The organism is Arthrobacter sp. AQ5-05 (genome assembly GCF_003287975.1).
Classification (GTDB): Bacteria; Actinomycetota; Actinomycetes; order Actinomycetales; family Micrococcaceae; genus Paeniglutamicibacter.
This window is the reverse complement of the sequence record NZ_QMKQ01000020.1, coordinates 42896-58077: the sequence shown is the minus strand read 5'-3', so window position 1 is coordinate 58077 and position 15182 is coordinate 42896. Positions and strand designations below refer to the sequence as shown.

The 15182-nt window shown below is 66.2% G+C and carries 16 protein-coding genes, 1 pseudogene and 1 riboswitch; of the genes and pseudogenes, 8 read left to right on the top strand and 9 right to left on the bottom strand.

Annotated elements, in window-relative coordinates; all coding sequences use genetic code 11:
• Positions 1-373 precede the first annotated feature (373 nt).
• From DQ353_RS15685 to DQ353_RS15660, 6 genes are all read left to right on the top strand, one after another.
• Positions 374-1483 (top strand): WD40/YVTN/BNR-like repeat-containing protein, encoded by a 1110-nt coding sequence (locus tag DQ353_RS15685; RefSeq protein ID WP_113763866.1) that lies wholly within the window; start codon positions 374-376, stop codon positions 1481-1483.
• Positions 1480-1767, top strand: coding sequence for a MoaD/ThiS family protein (locus tag DQ353_RS15680; RefSeq protein ID WP_113763864.1), 288 nt, complete (start codon positions 1480-1482; stop codon positions 1765-1767). The genes DQ353_RS15685 and DQ353_RS15680 overlap by 4 nt, the downstream gene beginning before the upstream one ends.
• A 68-nt stretch (positions 1768-1835) precedes the next feature.
• On the top strand, positions 1836-2933 hold the full coding sequence (locus DQ353_RS15675; RefSeq protein ID WP_113763862.1) for a tellurite resistance/C4-dicarboxylate transporter family protein: 1098 nt from the start codon (positions 1836-1838) through the stop codon (positions 2931-2933).
• Between the two features lie 105 nt (positions 2934-3038).
• Positions 3039-4046: a pirin family protein gene (locus DQ353_RS15670; RefSeq protein ID WP_113763860.1), complete on the top strand. Its 1008-nt coding sequence runs from the start codon at positions 3039-3041 to the stop codon at positions 4044-4046.
• A gap of 77 nt (positions 4047-4123) precedes the next feature.
• Positions 4124-4507, top strand: a complete 384-nt coding sequence (locus DQ353_RS15665) for a ribonuclease E inhibitor RraB (RefSeq protein ID WP_181578434.1) — start codon at positions 4124-4126, stop codon at positions 4505-4507.
• Positions 4458-4868: a GNAT family N-acetyltransferase gene (locus DQ353_RS15660; protein ID WP_113763920.1), complete on the top strand. Its 411-nt coding sequence runs from the start codon at positions 4458-4460 to the stop codon at positions 4866-4868. The genes DQ353_RS15665 and DQ353_RS15660 overlap by 50 nt, the downstream gene beginning before the upstream one ends.
• Before the next feature lie 489 nt (positions 4869-5357).
• On the opposite strand, the pseudogene DQ353_RS15655 reads toward DQ353_RS15660, so the two are convergent.
• Positions 5358-6296: pseudogene (locus DQ353_RS15655) on the bottom strand (MFS transporter); the annotation flags it as partial.
• A 210-nt stretch (positions 6297-6506) separates the two neighbouring features.
• Here DQ353_RS15655 and DQ353_RS15650 point away from each other — a divergent pair.
• The gene (locus DQ353_RS15650) at positions 6507-7049 is read left to right on the top strand and encodes an SRPBCC family protein (protein ID WP_113763855.1); all 543 of its coding nucleotides are present in this window, start codon (positions 6507-6509) and stop codon (positions 7047-7049) included.
• Here DQ353_RS15650 and dnaB read toward each other — a convergent pair.
• Positions 7046-8419, bottom strand: coding sequence for a replicative DNA helicase (dnaB, locus tag DQ353_RS15645; protein ID WP_113763853.1), 1374 nt, complete (start codon positions 8417-8419; stop codon positions 7046-7048). The two genes, DQ353_RS15650 and dnaB, sit on opposite strands and share 4 nt — an antisense overlap.
• Positions 8420-8934: 515 nt before the next feature.
• Between dnaB and DQ353_RS15640 the strand changes: the two genes are divergently transcribed.
• Entirely contained in the window at positions 8935-9366 is a 432-nt protein-coding gene (locus tag DQ353_RS15640; protein ID WP_113763851.1) for a DUF1801 domain-containing protein, read from the top strand.
• Between the two features lie 89 nt (positions 9367-9455).
• Here DQ353_RS15640 and DQ353_RS15635 read toward each other — a convergent pair whose 3' ends face one another.
• The 7 genes from DQ353_RS15635 to DQ353_RS15605 all read right to left on the bottom strand — a co-directional run bounded on the left by DQ353_RS15635 (position 9456) and on the right by DQ353_RS15605 (position 15174).
• Positions 9456-9965, bottom strand: a complete 510-nt coding sequence (locus DQ353_RS15635; RefSeq protein ID WP_113763918.1) for a flavin reductase family protein — start codon at positions 9963-9965, stop codon at positions 9456-9458.
• Between the two features lie 68 nt (positions 9966-10033).
• Positions 10034-10147, bottom strand: a riboswitch (SAM riboswitch).
• A gap of 142 nt (positions 10148-10289) precedes the next feature.
• A complete protein-coding gene (locus tag DQ353_RS15630) occupies positions 10290-10916 on the bottom strand; it encodes a dihydrofolate reductase family protein (protein ID WP_113763849.1) in 627 nt (208 codons plus the stop codon).
• Positions 10917-11152: 236 nt separating this feature from the next.
• Positions 11153-11608 carry a 50S ribosomal protein L9 gene (gene rplI / locus DQ353_RS15625; RefSeq protein WP_113763847.1) on the bottom strand — a complete coding sequence of 152 codons (456 nt, stop codon included), beginning with the start codon at positions 11606-11608 and terminating at the stop codon, positions 11153-11155.
• Positions 11609-11623: 15 nt separating this feature from the next.
• Positions 11624-11863, bottom strand: a complete 240-nt coding sequence (rpsR, locus tag DQ353_RS15620) for a 30S ribosomal protein S18 (RefSeq protein ID WP_007269381.1) — start codon at positions 11861-11863, stop codon at positions 11624-11626.
• 62 nt (positions 11864-11925) lie between these two features.
• Complete coding sequence (locus DQ353_RS15615) at positions 11926-12519, bottom strand: single-stranded DNA-binding protein (protein ID WP_071213680.1); 594 nt, start codon at positions 12517-12519, stop codon at positions 11926-11928.
• Between the two features lie 44 nt (positions 12520-12563).
• Positions 12564-12869 (bottom strand): 30S ribosomal protein S6, encoded by a 306-nt coding sequence (gene rpsF / locus DQ353_RS15610; RefSeq protein WP_071213679.1) that lies wholly within the window; start codon positions 12867-12869, stop codon positions 12564-12566.
• 181 nt (positions 12870-13050) lie between these two features.
• Positions 13051-15174 carry an acyltransferase family protein gene (locus tag DQ353_RS15605; protein ID WP_113763845.1) on the bottom strand — a complete coding sequence of 708 codons (2124 nt, stop codon included), beginning with the start codon at positions 15172-15174 and terminating at the stop codon, positions 13051-13053.
• Positions 15175-15182 lie beyond the last annotated feature (8 nt).

The following is a 15182-nucleotide window of genomic DNA, read 5'->3' as shown; positions in this document are numbered from 1 at the left end:
CCCCACGGCGGGAAGCTCCCAAGTAACGTAACCCGGATCACATTCTTTCACAAGGGAGTATTTAGTTTTCACACAGCGGAATGTTGATGGAATTTACATCAGCCGAAATCCAGTTCATCTGCGGCATGGCCGGTATTCCGCACCGCCCAGAGCGATCCCCGCCCGCCGAGGCCCTTCCTCCCGGCGCGGATCGACGATCCCTCGGCCCTCCGCTGCCCACCCATGGTGATCGGGCCCCTGAAATCGACCCGAATGTGTCACTTCCGTGACGGGCGGAACCGCATCACCGTGAAACTAAAGGTGAATCATCTTGTGCAGAAGCGGTGGGCTCCAGGCCTTGAATCAAGCCCGCTGCGGTGTTGCACTGTTTGCCATGGACAACGACCAACGAACCATCATGGCCATCGGCACCAAGAAGGGCCTTTGGCTCGCCGAAAGCACCGACCGCGAGACCTGGACGCTGAACGGACCCCATTTCCTGAACCTCGAGGTCCCCTCCGTCGCCATCGACACCCGGGAGGGGCGGACCCGCATCCTGGCCGGGGTCAACGACTGGCACTGGGGACCGACCGTCGTCTACAGCGACGACGCGGGCGCCACCTGGTCCGAACCCGAGCAGGGTGCCATCAAGTTCCCCGCCGACACCGACACCGCGCTGGCCCGGATCTGGCATCTGCGCCCCGACACCGCCGAACGCCCCGGGGTGGTGTGGGCCGGCTGCGAACCGATCTCCGTCTTCAGGTCCACCGACTCCGGGGAAAGCTTTGAGCTCAACCGCGGGCTGTGGGACCACCCGCACCGCAGCCAGTGGGGCGCCGGCTTCGGCGGCGCCGCGGTGCACAGCATCGTCCCCAACGTGCGGGACGAGAACACCATCCACGCTGCCATGAGCACCGGCGGGGTGTACCGAAGCACCGACGGCGGAACCTCCTGGGAGCCGCGCAACAAGGGCATTCGGGTGGGATTCGACCCCGATCCGTACCCGGAATTCGGCCAATGCGTCCACCACATCACCGCCGACGCGCAGGACCCGAACCGGCTCTACGCCCAGAACCACGGCGGGGTGTACCGCACCGACAACTCGGGCGATGAATGGATCAGCATCGCCGACGGGCTGCCCGCCGACTTCGGCTTCGTCTTCCTGTCCCACCCGCGCACCGGCGGCACCGTGTGGACCATCCCCCTGCAGGGCGAGGGCGAGCGCATCCCGGTGGGCGGGCGCCTGTCGGTCTACCGTTCCACCGATGCCGGGAACAGCTGGCGCGAGCAGCACAACGGGCTGCCCGACGCGGAATACAACGTCGTGCTGCGCGACGCGGCCGCGGTGGACGAGCATCCCGGCTCCGTGGGCGTCTACTTCGGCACCCGCGGCGGGGAGGTCTTCGCCAGCAACGACGAGGGCGCGCACTTTGCCACCGTCGCGACGCGCCTGCCCGACGTGCTCAGCGTCCGCGCCGCGCAATTCGCCGGGGCCGCGCAATGACGATGGTGACGGTCGAGGTGCCCTCGGTGCTGGCCAACGCGCTGGAGGGCCAACGCAGCCTGCAGGTCCCGCTCCCCGAGGACGGGACCGTGGGGTCGATCCTGGATGCGCTCGGCGAGCGCTACCCGCTCTTTGCCCGCCGGGTGCGCGACGAGCGCGGCCAGGTGCGCCGCTATGTGAACATCTTCGTCGGGCCGGACAACATCCGCAGGCTCAAAGGCCTGGATTCGACCGTATCTCCGGGGCAGGACGTGTTGATCATGCAGTCGGTCGCCGGCGGATAGCCGCCCCGGGGCGCGCGTCCGCGATAATCTGGCAGGGTGTCTTGCCCGAAGGAGCCCACGTGCCGCCCATGAACCCACCACCGCCCGCCGCCGCCGCACCGGACGGGCACCTGCGGCGCGCGCACCGGCGGCTGGATGCGGTCATCAAGGACTTCCCGCCGGCAGCGTTCTCCTTCGTCATGGCCACCGGCATCCTGTCCGCCGCGCTGTCCCTGGTGGGCCGCGAAACCTCCGCCTCGGTGCTGCTGTGGATCGCCGCGGCCGCCGGGGCACTGCTCTGCGCGGGACTGGCCTGGCGCGCGATCGCCCACCCCGGCCCCCTGCTCAAGGACCTCGCGAACCCGGCCAAGACCTTCGGGTTCTTCACCATCGTGGCCGGGGCCAACGTGCTGGGCCTGGGCTTCGACATGGCCGGGACGCCTTCCGTGGCGGTGGCCCTGGCCATCGTGGCCGGGGTGTTCTGGGTGGGATTGAACTACGGGATCCCGTCCTCGATGCTGCTGCGCGACCGCTCCACCCCGATCCTGCAGGACGCCAACGGCAGTTGGTTCCTCTGGGTGGTCGCCACCCAGTCCATGGCCAACGCCCTGGCGGTCATCGCCCGCAACACCCACAACGAGCTGGCCGGGGCCGCGGCCGTCGCTGCCTGGGGCATCGGGCTGGTGCTGTACCTGCTGGTGGGCACCCTGGTGACCCTGCGGCTGCTGACCCTTCCCAACCGCCCCGAGAACCTGAGTCCGACCTACTGGATCTTCATGGGAGCCACAGCGATCACGGTGCTGGCCGGGGCGAAGGTGCTGGCCATGCCCGCCGACCTGCCGGTGATGGTGCGCACCGCGGTGTTCGTCGCCGGCGCCAGCTACATGCTGTGGGCGCTGGGCCTGTGGTGGATCCCGCTGCTGGTGGTCTTCGGGATCTGGCGGCACGGGATGCGCCGCTACCCGGTGCGCTACGAGACCGGGCTGTGGGCCATCGTCTTCCCGCTGGGCATGATGTCTGCCGCGTCCGTCGCCTTTGGCCGCGGCGAATCCGTCGCGGTGATGGTGGGCGTCGGCGAGGTCGGGGTGTGGGTCGCGTCAGCGGCCTGGGCCGGCACCACGGTGTTGATGCTCGCCGGCCTGGTGCGCTGGCTGCGCGCCGGGAAGCAAACGGTCCCGGCGGCGTAGCTACGCCGGGGCACCCGATGCCCGTCACCGAGTACCTGCGCCGCACCTGCCCGGCACCGCGGCGCAGGGGATGCCTAAAGCCTGCCCCGGCACTACGCTGGGGACATGAGTAACCTCGAGGCCGCCCCCGACGAGATGGTTTGCGGGGCAGACAAGACCCATGCCGGGATCGAGCTGTTGGTTCCGCGCAACGTCCCGCTCGGCGGGCCGCGCGCCATGGATGTGCGCCGCACCCTGCCGCAAAAACAGCGCAGCCTCATCGGCGCCTGGTGCTTCCTTGACCACTACGGTCCCGACCCGGTGGGCGAATCCGGCGGGATGAAGGTCCCCCGCCACCCGCACACCGGCCTGCAGACCGTGTCCTGGCTGTTCACCGGGGAGATCGAGCACCGCGATTCGGCCGGTTTCCATGCCATGGTGCGCCCCGGCGAGGTGAACCTGATGACGGCCGGCCGCGGGATCAGCCACTCCGAGTTCTCAACTCCCGACACCACGGTGCTACACGGCGCCCAGTTGTGGGTCGCGCTGCCCGATTCGGCGCGGCACATGCCACCGACCTTCGCGCACTACCGGCCCGAGCCGCTTGTCGGTGACGGCTTCAGCGTCAGCGTGTTCCTCGGCGGACTGACCGCGCTGAACCCGCGCGGCGCCGACCTGCACTCGCATTCCCCGGTGGACACCCACACCGAGCTGGTGGGTGCCGAGATCCTGCTGCAGCCCGGCACCTCCATCCGGCTGGCTGTGAAGGCACACCATGAGCACGGGGTGCTGCTGGACTCCGGGACCCTGAGCGTCGGGGTCGACGAGCTCCCCGTGGACCACCTGGCCTACCTGCCGCCGGGCTCCCAGGAAATCACCTTGAGCGCCGGCGCCCAGCCCGTGCGGGCCCTGCTCATTGGCGGGGAACCGCTCAACGAACAGATCCTGATGTGGTGGAACTTCGTGGGTCGCACCCACGAGGAAGTTGTCGAGTACCGCAGGCAGTGGCAGGCGGAGATCGGCGCGGAGCCCGGGGACACCACCTCCAGGCGCTTCGGGGACTTCCCGGCGGGCGAACCCGATCCGTTGCCGGCACCGGTTCTGCCCATGGTGAGGTTGCGACCCCGCGACTGAGTTAAAAGCCGGCCATGCGGCGGGCCGCGGGCGCACGCAGGCAGCACAAAGAGCAGAAGGAGAGGAGGGAAACCCACATGTCATTGATCGAGGAACTGGCCAAGCTGCGCCGAGCCCTGGCCGAACGCGCCGCGCTGGGCGACCAGCTCGACGCCAAGCGCGAGATGGAGCATTTCGTTTCCTTCCGCTCGCTGCGCGAGGTCACCGAGGCCGCGGACCACTACGAGCGTTCCGGCTGGGACGTCGACCGGTCCGGCGGCCAGGACGCCAACTCCCGGTACCTGTTGCGGGTCTACCGGGAACAACCGCTGGACGTCGAGAGCGCGGAACAAGCGTTGCGCGGCGTGCACGCCATCACCGAAAAACACGGCGGCACCTACGACGGGTTCGGGGCCGTGTTCATCGACCCCGATGGCAGCGAGCCCAAGGGCTTCTTCGGCAGGCTCTTCGGCACCCCCTGAAAACCACCACACCGCAAGGAAGCAAAGCATGAGCGAGATCCGCATCGAACACCGCCCGGAACGCCAGCGCTATGCGCTGCTGGACGGCGAAAAGACCATCGGGGCGGCCCACTACCGCGAGCTGGAAACCACCGGCGGCATCGATCGGGTCTTCTTCCACACGCTCGTCGACGAGTCCTACGCCGGACAGGGCCTGGCCTCCAAGCTGGCCGCCGAGGCACTGAAGGACACCGTGGGCCAGGGGCACAAGATCGTGGCCGTCTGCCCCTACATCAAGGCCTGGCTGCTCAAGCACCACGAGTTCGACGCCGACCTGGTGAAGCCCACCAGCGAGCACCTGCGGATCCTGCCGCAGGAATAGCCCGCAGGACGGATCAGTCCGCCAGCTCCATCCCCAGCCCGGCCAGGGCCTCGCGCAGGATCCCGATGCCCCTGGGCCCGAAGCCATGGAGCTGAAGCAGCGCGGCCTGGCCGTATGCGGCTGCCTGTTCCAGGGTCGTGATCCCGGCCGCGGCCAGGGCGCGGGAGGCGGGTGCGGAGATCTTCGGCAGCGGGTGGAAGCCTCGGTGCTGCTGCGCACCCTTGGGGTGAGCACCAGCAGTGCCACGCCGATGGCGGCGGTGAACACGAAGACCGCCACGAAGGAGTCGTTGCCGCTGAAGGCCCCGAAGACCAGCCCGCCCGCGGCCAGGTCCATGGCGGAGCCCAGCGAGTCGGACACGGCCAGCGCCGAGGAATTGAAGCCCTGGTTCACGGTGGTGGACAGCGCGATCATGTGCACGTTCTGCCGCGGATACACCAGCCCCATGCCTCCCCCGCCCATGGCCCACGCGAGGATCGCGACAATCGCCGGCAGGTGGAACGCCGCGGTGCCCAGCACCAGCAAGATCGCGCCCACTCCGAGCGCCGAGCCGATGAACATGGCCCGGGCATTGTCCAACGACTCCCCCATGCGCCCCTGGATGGCCGAACCCACGGACCAGCAGACGGCACCGCCGGTCAGCGAGAGGCCGGCAACCGCCGGGGACAGGTCGAAGCGGTCCATCAAGAGATATGGAAGATAAACCTCGGTGCCGAAGAACGCTGCGGCGGCCAGGCCGCGCACCAGGATCGTGGCCAGCAGCCCGCGCCCGGCCAGCAGCGTCCGGTCCGGCACCAGCGGCCGCACCGCAACCAGCACCACCAGCACCGCGATGCCCATGAGCACCAGGCCCAGCGCCGGAACCCGGGCCAGCAGGTTCATGCCCAGCACGGCTGCGGCCGCCAACCCGGCCCAGCCCAGCGCCCTCCAGCTGAAGTCCGCCGCGGGATTCTGAGCACCTCCCATCGCGTGCACCGAAGGCATGACCGCGGCCATCGCCAGGACCACCAGGCCCACCACCCCGAGGAACACCCAGCGCCAACCGATGGTTTGCGCCACGAGCCCTGCGGCGAACGGGCCGACAAGCGAGGGAACCACCCAGGCGACGGCGAAGGCCGCAAAGATCTGCGGGTGCAGGCGCGGGACAAGAACCCGGGCCACCACCACATACAGGGCCACGGTGATGCCCCCGCCCCCAAGCCCCTGCACCAGTCGCCCCGCCACCAGCACCTCCAGGCCCGGGGCCAGGCCGCACACCAGCAGCCCCAGCACGAAGAGCGCAGCGGACGCGTACAGCGGGACGGAGGGCCCATGGCGGTCGGAGTAGCTCCCCACGGCCACCATGCCGATCACCCCGCTGGCCATGGGCGCGGCAAGAGCCAGGGCATACAGCGACGCGCCATCCAGTTCCTCACTGACCAGCGGCATCACGGTGGTGACGGCCAGGGACTCGAACGCGACCAGGACGACCAGCGCGAACATCCCGGCGGTGACCCAACGGTATAGCGGCGCGGAAAGGCCCGCCGGGGACCCGCTGGTGGATGCGTTTGGCTGGCGCGACATACCTCGAGCGTAAGGTCTGGCGCACGGCTCCACCACAGGGGCCGAACCGGTGGTGTGCACCGATACGTTGCGGGCATGGAATTCACCCAGGAACCCACCGTCAACCTGCCTCGCCAGCGCTTTATCGGGCTCTTCGATGATCCGGAAAACCTCAAGGAGTGGCAGACGGGTCTGGTCTCCTTCGAGGGCGTCACCGGCACGCCCGGGGAGCCCGGCGCGACCTCGCGTCTGACGTACCGGCAGGGGCGCGGCACCATGGAGATGATCAAGACCGTGACCCGGCGCGACCTTCCCGAGGCTTTCGACGGCAGCTACGACGCCAAGTGCGTGCACAATGCTTGCCGGAACGCATTCCGTGACCCCGACGGGAGCACCACGCGCTGGGTGGCCCACAATGTCTTTGGGTTCACAGGCTTCATGCGGATCCTCGCGTTGCTGTTCGGCCCCATGTTCAAGAAGCAGAGCTTCAAGATGATGACGGCCTTCAAGGATTTCGCCGAAGCCCGCACCCAGGTCGTCAGACCTCGGCCCGGGCAGGGCCGGAAAATGGTTCGGGCGGTTGCGTTCCCCTGCGAGAGGGGCACAACCGCCCGAATACGACGACCCGAAGGGGACTAGCCCATGCCGTCCTGGGCCATGTTGTTGAAGCGCGAGTAGTGGCCCTGGAACGCGACAACGATGGTCTTGGTGGGTCCGTTACGGTGCTTGGCCACGATCACGTCGGCCTCGCCGGCACGTGCCGATTCCTTGTCGTAGATGTCTTCACGGTGCAGGAGGATGACCATGTCAGCATCCTGCTCAATGGATCCGGATTCGCGAAGGTCGGAGATCATCGGCTTCTTGTCGGTGCGCTGCTCCGAACCACGGTTCAGCTGCGACAGGGCGATGACCGGAACGTCGAGTTCCTTGGCCAGCAGCTTCAGCGCACGAGAGAACTCGGAGACTTCCTGCTGGCGGGATTCGACCTTCTTGCCGGAGCTCATCAGCTGCAGGTAGTCGAGGACCACGAGCTTGAGGTCGTGCTTCTGCTTGAGCCGTCGGCACTTGGCGCGGATTTCCATCAGCGACATGTTCGGCGAATCGTCGATGAACAGCGGGGCGTCGTTGAGCCTGCCCATTGTGGTGGCGATCTTCGACCATTCTTCGTCCTGGATCGTGCCCTTACGCAGGTTTTGCAGCGCGATGCTCGCTTCGGCCGACAGCAGGCGCATGGCGATTTCGTTGCGTCCCATTTCCAGGGAGAAGAAAACGGATGTCAGATTGTTCTTAATGGACGCTGACCTGGCAAAATCCAATGCAAACGTACTTTTGCCAACGGCCGGTCTGGCGGCGATAACGATCATCTGGCCGCCGTGCAGGCCCTGGGTCAGCTCGTCGAGTTCAAAGATCCCGGTGGGAACACCGATCACGCCCTCGCCTCGGCTGCCGGCCGACTCGATCTCATCGACGGTGCCCTCGATGATGTCGCGCAGCGGCACGTAGTCTTCGGCGGTGCGTCGTTCGGCGACCTTGTAGACCTCGGCCTGGGCCTCGTTGACGATGGCGTCGACCTCGCCGTCCTGCGAGTAGCCGAGCTGCACGATCTTGGTTCCGGCATCGACCAGACGGCGCAGCACCGCGCGTTCGCGAACGATCTCGGCGTAGAAGCCGGCGTTGGCGGCGGTGGGCACCGACTGGATGAGCGTGTGGAGGTAGGCCGGGCCGCCAATGCGGGTGATCTCGCCGCGCTTGGTCAGCAGGTCCGAGACGGTGACGGCGTCGGCGGGCTCGCCGCGGCCGTAGAGGTCGATGATGGCTTCATAGATTGCCTCGTGTGCCGGGCGATAGAAATCGAGGCCTCGCAGCACCTCGACGCAGTCGGCGATGGCGTCCTTGGAAAGCATCATGCCGCCCAAGACGCTCTGCTCTGCTACAAGGTCCTGCGGTGGAGTGCGTCCATAGTCCGATCCCTGTGAATCGGAGCTGGTTGCGGTGCTGGCTAGCGACACGGGCTTTTCCCTTCAAGCTGCGCGGGTTCCCAAGTTTTCCGCTTCATTACCTTTCCAGTGTCTCAAGGAGCACGGACGATTCGTTAGGTCCAAGCTCACACGTGCCGTAAGGCACCACGAACCTGTGGAAATAGGTGGGGAACACTGTCACCATAGACCTGATTTCCGCCAAACCCAACACGGTTATCCACAGGGCATGTGGATAACCTGTGAACCTCACGGCGTGTTGTGTGCACAGTCTGGGGAGAACGTTGTGGATTAAAGGTCATGTTTGACAATTACACGCTCTTGACTAGGCATTATGCAATTCACTGTCTGTGGATACAAACTAGTTATCCACATCCTCCACAGGCGTAAAAGCGGGTTATACATACAAAAACCCCGAGATTCCGCGGTTAATCCACGTCCGTTTCCACAGTTACCCACAAGCTATCCACAGACACGCCGAGGCTTCCCATGGATCTGGGGATTGCGGGCATTGATGCACATCACCATGCCCTGACATACTGGGCCGCATGGCCGCCAACAAGACCGCACCGACCCCCGTTGATCCACACGAGTTCATCGCGGCGGTGCCGCACCCGAGGCGGCGCGCGGACGCCGGGCTCCTGCTGGAGATGATGGAAGAGGCCAGCGTCCAGCCCGCCACCATGTGGGGGCCCACGATCGTCGGCTTCGGCACCTACCACTACAAGTACGAGTCCGGCCGCGAGGGAGATGCTCTCGCCATCGGCTTTTCACCGCGCTCCGCGAACCTGGCCCTCTACGGGCTGACCGTCGCCCCAATGGCCCCCGCACTCCTGGCGAAACTGGGCAAGCACAAGCGTGGTGCCGGTTGCCTGTACGTGAACAAGCTCGCCGACGTCGATGTCGAGATCCTGGCCCAGCTTGCCCGATACGGGTACAGGCACATGATGGACGTCGTCCACGTCCAGCCGCAGGGCTGAACGCTTCAACAACTAAGAAGGCTCCCCGCCTGCCACGCCGAATCATGTGTTCGGGGTGGGGGCGGGGAGCCCTTGCGCTTCAGTGGCCTTCAGGAGACCAGCTGCTCGGCCTCCAGGCGGCGGAAGGCCGAGCCGTGGAATACCAGCGGAGGGTTGGTCTCGTCGTGCGTCTGGTGGCCGTGCACGCGCAGGAGCACCACATGGTGGTCGCCGGCCGGGATCTCCTGCTCGATCGAGCAGTCGAGCCAGAGCGTGGCGTCATGCAGGAACAGCGCGCCCTCGTCGGTCGAATCCAGGCGAAGCCCGGCAAAGCGGTCCCCGGATTTGGAGGCGATCTGTCGGCACACACCCTCGTTCTTTTCACTGAGCACCGAAACACCGATGCGCCCGCTGGTACGCACCAGCGGCCAGGTCTTGGAGGTGTTCTGGACCGCAAACATCACCAGCGGCGGATCCATGGACACCCCGACCGTGAAGGACGAGGCCACAATTCCCTGCGGCTGTCCGTCGACGATGGAGCAGAGTGCTGCAATGCCGGATGGATGCTGGGCAAAGACGTTGCGCAGGGTATCGGGTGTGAGGTCAGAGGTGAGTGTCATGGTGCTCAATCCTTCGGCTTCGGCCCACCTTCGCAGCTGCGTGAAATGCACGCGCAGAACAGCGAGGTGTGCGGTACTTGCCTCCGGGGTTCCGGAAGGCCGAATCATCACCTGGAGCACCCCACCACCGTGAGAGGGTTGCCGGTCAACAAGCCAGGGCTTGTAAGTTGACACTCTTGATTCACCACTAACGTTAGGAGAAATATTGCGACTCCGTCAAAGTTTGTTTCGACACACTGGGTAATGCAGCGTAAGAATCGAAGATCCTGCGGCCGCATGGCACGATATGGGCGTCATGGAACGATCATGGGGGCGGGTCGCCGCCTAGCCCACGTCCGAGGCGCCCGTGTAGGTCGCATAGCTCGGGACTCCGGTGTTTTCATAGAGCAGGATGGCAAGTCCCCCACGGGTGGACTTGCTGCCGGTCAACCGCAGTCCCGCCGGGGAGCCGCCGTCGGGGAAGAGCCGCCGCCCGTGTCCAAGGACGACGGGAGCCACCACGAGCCGGATTTCGTCGATCAGCCCCGCGGCGAGCATCGACCCGGCAAGCCTGGCGCTGCCGTGGATCTGCAGTTCCCTGCCGGGCCGGGCCTTGAGCTGCGCAACCCGGGCGGCGACGTCGCCGGAGAGGACCGTGGTCGGGTTCCACGTGCCCTCGGCCAGCGTCTGCGAGGCAACGTACTTCGGCAGCGAGTTCATCAGGACGGTAAAGGGGTCGTCCGGGTCGGTGATCTGCGGCCAGTCCCGCGCGAAGGCCTCGTAGGTGCGCCGGCCCAGCAGCAGCCCGTCGGCCTGCGCCAGCCATTGCGCAGCCAGGTCGATGAACCCCGCATCCATGTGCGGAACGAACCAGCCGCCCTGCGTGAACCCATCGGTGGTATCTTCGTCGGCAGATCCGGGGCCCTGGCAGACCCCGTCCAAGCTCACGAATTCGGTCAGTGTCAGCTTCATGCTCGCGCCTTCCTGTTGCAGCGCCCTGCAGCGTCCATGGCCCGGGTCCCACTGAGAAACCGGAGGGATGCGGCTTCCTGCCGCAAAGCTACTGGACACCGGCACCATGCGCCAGGCCCCCGGCCGGCCGATCCGCGGGATAGGGGTCCAATGTGGGCGTTAAAGCACTGTGGACCCCGCCATTGGCGGGGTCCACAGTGCTTTGCCGTCAGCCAAGACGGCAGATTCGCAAGAAATTACTTCTTGGCGGCAACAACCTGCAGTGCAACGGTCGCGGAGACATCGGTGTGCAGACGCACGGTCGCCGAGTAGTTACCCGTCGACTTGATGTGGTCGTTGATCTCGATGTTGCGCTTGTCGATCGAGCCCAGGCCAGCGGCTGCAACAGCCTTGGCAATGTCCTCGGTCTTCACGGTGCCGAAGAGGCGACCGGTAGCGCCGGCCTTGACGGTCAGCTTGACCGGCTTGGCCGAGATCGAAGCGGCAAGTGCCTGTGCCTCTTCCAGGGAAGCAACAGCGCGAGCAGCACGGGCGGCCTTGATCGACTCAACCTGCTTCTCACCGCCCTTGCTCCAGGTGATGGCGAAGGCGCGCGGGAGAAGGTAGTTACGTGCGTAACCGGTCTTCACCTCGACGATGTCGCCTGCGGCACCGAGGCCGGTAACTTCGTGGGTCAGAATGAGCTTTGCCATGTTGGTATACCTTCCTTAGCCGCGGCCAGCGCCGGAGTAAGGCAGCAATGCCACTTCACGCGCGTTCTTGATGGCCTGTGCGATCTTGCGCTGTTCCTGTACGGAAACACCGGTAACGCGACGGGCACGGATCTTTCCGCGATCGGAAATGAACTTGCGCAGCAATGCTACGTCCTTGTAGTCGATGACAGTGATGTCAGCGGCCTTCAAGGGGTTGGACTTTGGTTTGGGCTTACGGAGTTCAGCCTTAGCCATCGTGGAGCTCCTTTATCAGGTGGAGCCCGCAGAATTTTCTGCGGGATGGTGAATAAATTTGTTTAGAAAGGTGGTTCGTCGGAACCCGGGTTGCCCCATCCGCCGTTGTTTCCTCCGGCAGGAGCTCCCCATGGATCGGCCGCGGGTGCATTCCAGCCGCCACCGGTGTTTCCGCCGGCGTTGCCGCCACCGAATCCACCGCCGCCGCCTTGGTTGCCGCCACCGAATCCACCGGCGTTGGCGCCGGCGTTCTGCTGTTGACCACCAAAGCCGCCACCGCCACCGCCGGAGCGCTGGGTACGGGTGACCTTTGCGGAGGCGTAACGCAGCGACGGGCCGATTTCATCGACCTCAAGCTCGGTGACGTTACGCTTTTCGCCTTCCTTGGTTTCGTAGGAACGCGACTTGAGGCGGCCCTGGGCGATGACGCGCATGCCCTTGGTCAACGTCTCAGCGACGTTTTCGGCTGCCTCACGCCACACCGACGCACGGAGGAACAGCGTGTCGCCGTCCTTCCATTCATTGGTCTGGCGGTCGAAGGTTCGCGGGGTCGAAGCAATGGTGAAGTTCGCCACGGCCGATCCTGACGGGGTGAAACGCAGTTCCGGGTCAGCGGTCAAATTACCAATAACCGTAATGACTGTCTCGCCTGCCATTGGAGCCTCCTAAAGTGTTGTTCTACGAAGATCGAAGAGCAGAATTACTCTGCAACGACCTTTGCCTCTTCCGGGCGGGTGATCTTGGTGCGCATGATGGTCTCATTGAGGCCCAGCTGGCGGTCAAGCTCTGCGGAAGTAGCGGGGGTGGCGGTGAAGTTAACTACCGCGTAAATGGCCTCATTCTTCTTCTGAATGTCGTAGGCCAGGCGGCGACGGCCCCAGATGTCAACGTTCTCGATGGTTCCACCATCGTTACGGACAACGTCCAGGAACTTACCGAGGGTTGGTTCAACGGTTCGCTCGTCGACCTCGGGGTCGATCAGCACCATCAATTCATAAGCACGCATGTGAACCCACCTCCTTTGGGCTAAACGGTCACGGCATTTCCGCAACAGGAGGTTCTTTGCATTTGCTGTCGCCACAACCCGATTGCCGGGCGCGGCAGAAACAGCCTCAACCATTCTAGCGGAAAACCAGGGATTCTCCCGACCGTGCCCGGTGCGGTGCATCACGCCCCTTGCGGGGCCCTCAGCCAAATCCATCCGCACGCATCAACGCGCCCAGTCGGGCGTCGAAGACCGGGGCGAGGGTGCGCATGTAGGTGTCCGAGACGTGGTGCTTGTCCCGGTACAGCAGCACGTTGCCGATCACCGCCGGGCAGAATCCATCGGCACAGAACTGGTCGGAGAAATCCAGCACGTCGACACGTTGCTCGAGTGCTGCAGCGGCTCGGGTGGTGTCGCCGGCCTCGAAGGCCCTGGCCGCGGGTGCCCCGCAGGACACCAGGTCCGCCGGGTGCTCCGCCACGCAATCCCGTGCATAGTTCCTGGTCCCGGGGCGCGGGGTGTCGATGATCGGGTAGACCCGGATGCCAGCGTCCTCGAGCCGGCCCCAATAGTTGGCAAAGCCCTCGGCTGCCCCCTTTTCGAAGGTGGAACCGGCCCAATGGCTGGTCACCACCGCGTCCACGTCCCCGCGTTCCAGGATGCGCTCGAGCGTGTCCTCGTTGGCCCGGTGGCAGGAGATGCTGCCGTCGGTCTCGGCGACACGCTTGGTGGCGGAAAACGGGCAGGAGTTCTTCAGGTAGGTCAGCAGTGTCCACCCGTGCCGCTTGGCGGTGGCCTCCAGCGCCCGGTACCAGTGCGTGGCGTGCGAGTCGCCGACCAGGGCGATGGTCAGGGATCCGTCCTTCGCTCCCCTGGTGCATTCGCGGGTGCTCGGCGACTGCGGTTTCTGGACGCAATCGCCCAGGTCGGGCAGGTCGCTCTCGGCTTCGGCGGGCACCGGGACGATCTGGTTCATGCCCTGCAGGTAGGCGGGCGCGCCGGAGGCAATCGACGCGGCGCCGAAGCCGGGCGGCGGGGCTGCAAGCAGCGTGGCGGCAGCGCGTTCCTGTGCAGCGACCTGGCGGTCGGCCAGGGTTCCGGGTGCCAGGGCCAGCGCGGCGACCAGCGCGACCGCGGCCGCACCGGCACCCAGCGCCCGCCATTTCGAGACGGCAAGCGGGGCCAGGGTGCGTGCCGGGGTTTCGATCCAGCGGTGGCAGGCAGCGGCGAGCAGCAGCGAGAGCGCCAGCAGCCCGAGGCTCTGGGCGGGTCCCGGTTCCCGGCCGGCCAGGTAGAGGAAGAAGGTGAGCGCCGGCCAGTGCCACAGGTACAGCGAGTAGGAAATGTCACCGACCCATTGCACGGGCCGGGCCTCGAGAAGTTTTTGCGGGGCCAGGGCGCCGCGGGTTTCACCGGCCAGGATCACCGCCAGCGTTCCTGCCACCGGCAGGGCCGCGGAAACTCCCGGGAACGCAGTTGCAGCCCCGTAGCCGAAGGCCGCAAATCCGATCGCGGCGAATCCGGCCCAGGCCAGCGCGGTGCGGGGCCGGCTGGCCTCGAACCAGCGGGTGCCGGGTGGCTGTGTGCCGGGCTCGGGCGGGGCAAGAAACAGCGCCAGCAATCCTCCCGCGGCAAGTTCCCAGACCCGGGTGCCGGTCACGAAGTAGGCCGCGGGGTTCCCCGCGGCAACCAGCACCATCGAGTAGGCCAGGGAAGCCAGGACGACGGTCCCGAAGGCCAGCAGCAGCGCGGTGCGCGGCAACCCGGCGGCTGCTTCCCTCCGGCCCACCGGGCGGTGCAACCCGCCCTTCGCCCACCGGTTTCCGAGCCACACGGCCAGCAGCACCAGCAGCGGCCAGAAGAGGTAGAACTGCTCCTCGACCCCCAGGGACCAGAAGTGCTGCAGCGCGGTGGGTGCCTCCTCGGCGGCCAGGTAGTCCACGGAGCTTGCTGCCAGCCGCCAGTTCTCGACCGAGAACGCCGAGGCCAGCGCCGCGGCGCCCACGTCCTTCCACGCCGTGGCCGGCAGCAGCACCAGCGTGGCGACCAGCACCGCCAGGATCACCGCGAACGCGGCGGGCAGGATCCGTCGCACCCGCGCCGCCCAGAACCCGGGCAGGTCGATGCTTCCGGTGCGGCGCACCTCGCGCAGCAGGTGCCCGGTGATCAGGAAGCCGGAGATCGCGAAGAACACGTCGACGCCGATGAACCCGCCGGGCACCAGCCGCGGCTCGAGGTGGTAGGCGAGGACCAGCAGCACCGCCACGGCGCGCAGGGATTGGACCTCGGGCAGGAAACGGCGTGGCGTGCTTTGCTCGGCGATCATGTCCGCGA

Excerpts from the sequence above, each read along its gene's own strand:
- DQ353_RS15665 (WP_181578434.1), top strand. The coding sequence starts at position 4,124 with ATGTCATTGATCGAGGAACTGGCCAAGCTGCGCCGAGCCCTGGCCGAA.
- DQ353_RS15640 (WP_113763851.1), top strand. The coding sequence starts at position 8,935 with ATGGCCGCCAACAAGACCGCACCGACCCCCGTTGATCCACACGAGTTC.
- DQ353_RS15680 (WP_113763864.1), top strand. The coding sequence starts at position 1,480 with ATGACGATGGTGACGGTCGAGGTGCCCTCGGTGCTGGCCAACGCGCTG.
- DQ353_RS15635 (WP_113763918.1), bottom strand. The coding sequence starts at position 9,965 with ATGACACTCACCTCTGACCTCACACCCGATACCCTGCGCAACGTCTTT.
- rpsF (WP_071213679.1), bottom strand. The coding sequence starts at position 12,869 with ATGCGTGCTTATGAATTGATGGTGCTGATCGACCCCGAGGTCGACGAG.
- DQ353_RS15685 (WP_113763866.1), top strand. The coding sequence starts at position 374 with ATGGACAACGACCAACGAACCATCATGGCCATCGGCACCAAGAAGGGC.
- DQ353_RS15650 (WP_113763855.1), top strand. The coding sequence starts at position 6,507 with ATGGAATTCACCCAGGAACCCACCGTCAACCTGCCTCGCCAGCGCTTT.
- DQ353_RS15630 (WP_113763849.1), bottom strand. The coding sequence starts at position 10,916 with ATGAAGCTGACACTGACCGAATTCGTGAGCTTGGACGGGGTCTGCCAG.
- DQ353_RS15605 (WP_113763845.1), bottom strand. The coding sequence starts at position 15,174 with ATGATCGCCGAGCAAAGCACGCCACGCCGTTTCCTGCCCGAGGTCCAA.
- DQ353_RS15660 (WP_113763920.1), top strand. The coding sequence starts at position 4,458 with ATGGCAGCGAGCCCAAGGGCTTCTTCGGCAGGCTCTTCGGCACCCCCT.
- DQ353_RS15675 (WP_113763862.1), top strand. The coding sequence starts at position 1,836 with ATGAACCCACCACCGCCCGCCGCCGCCGCACCGGACGGGCACCTGCGG.
- DQ353_RS15670 (WP_113763860.1), top strand. The coding sequence starts at position 3,039 with ATGAGTAACCTCGAGGCCGCCCCCGACGAGATGGTTTGCGGGGCAGAC.
- rpsR (WP_007269381.1), bottom strand. The coding sequence starts at position 11,863 with ATGGCTAAGGCTGAACTCCGTAAGCCCAAACCAAAGTCCAACCCCTTG.
- DQ353_RS15615 (WP_071213680.1), bottom strand. The coding sequence starts at position 12,519 with ATGGCAGGCGAGACAGTCATTACGGTTATTGGTAATTTGACCGCTGAC.
- rplI (WP_113763847.1), bottom strand. The coding sequence starts at position 11,608 with ATGGCAAAGCTCATTCTGACCCACGAAGTTACCGGCCTCGGTGCCGCA.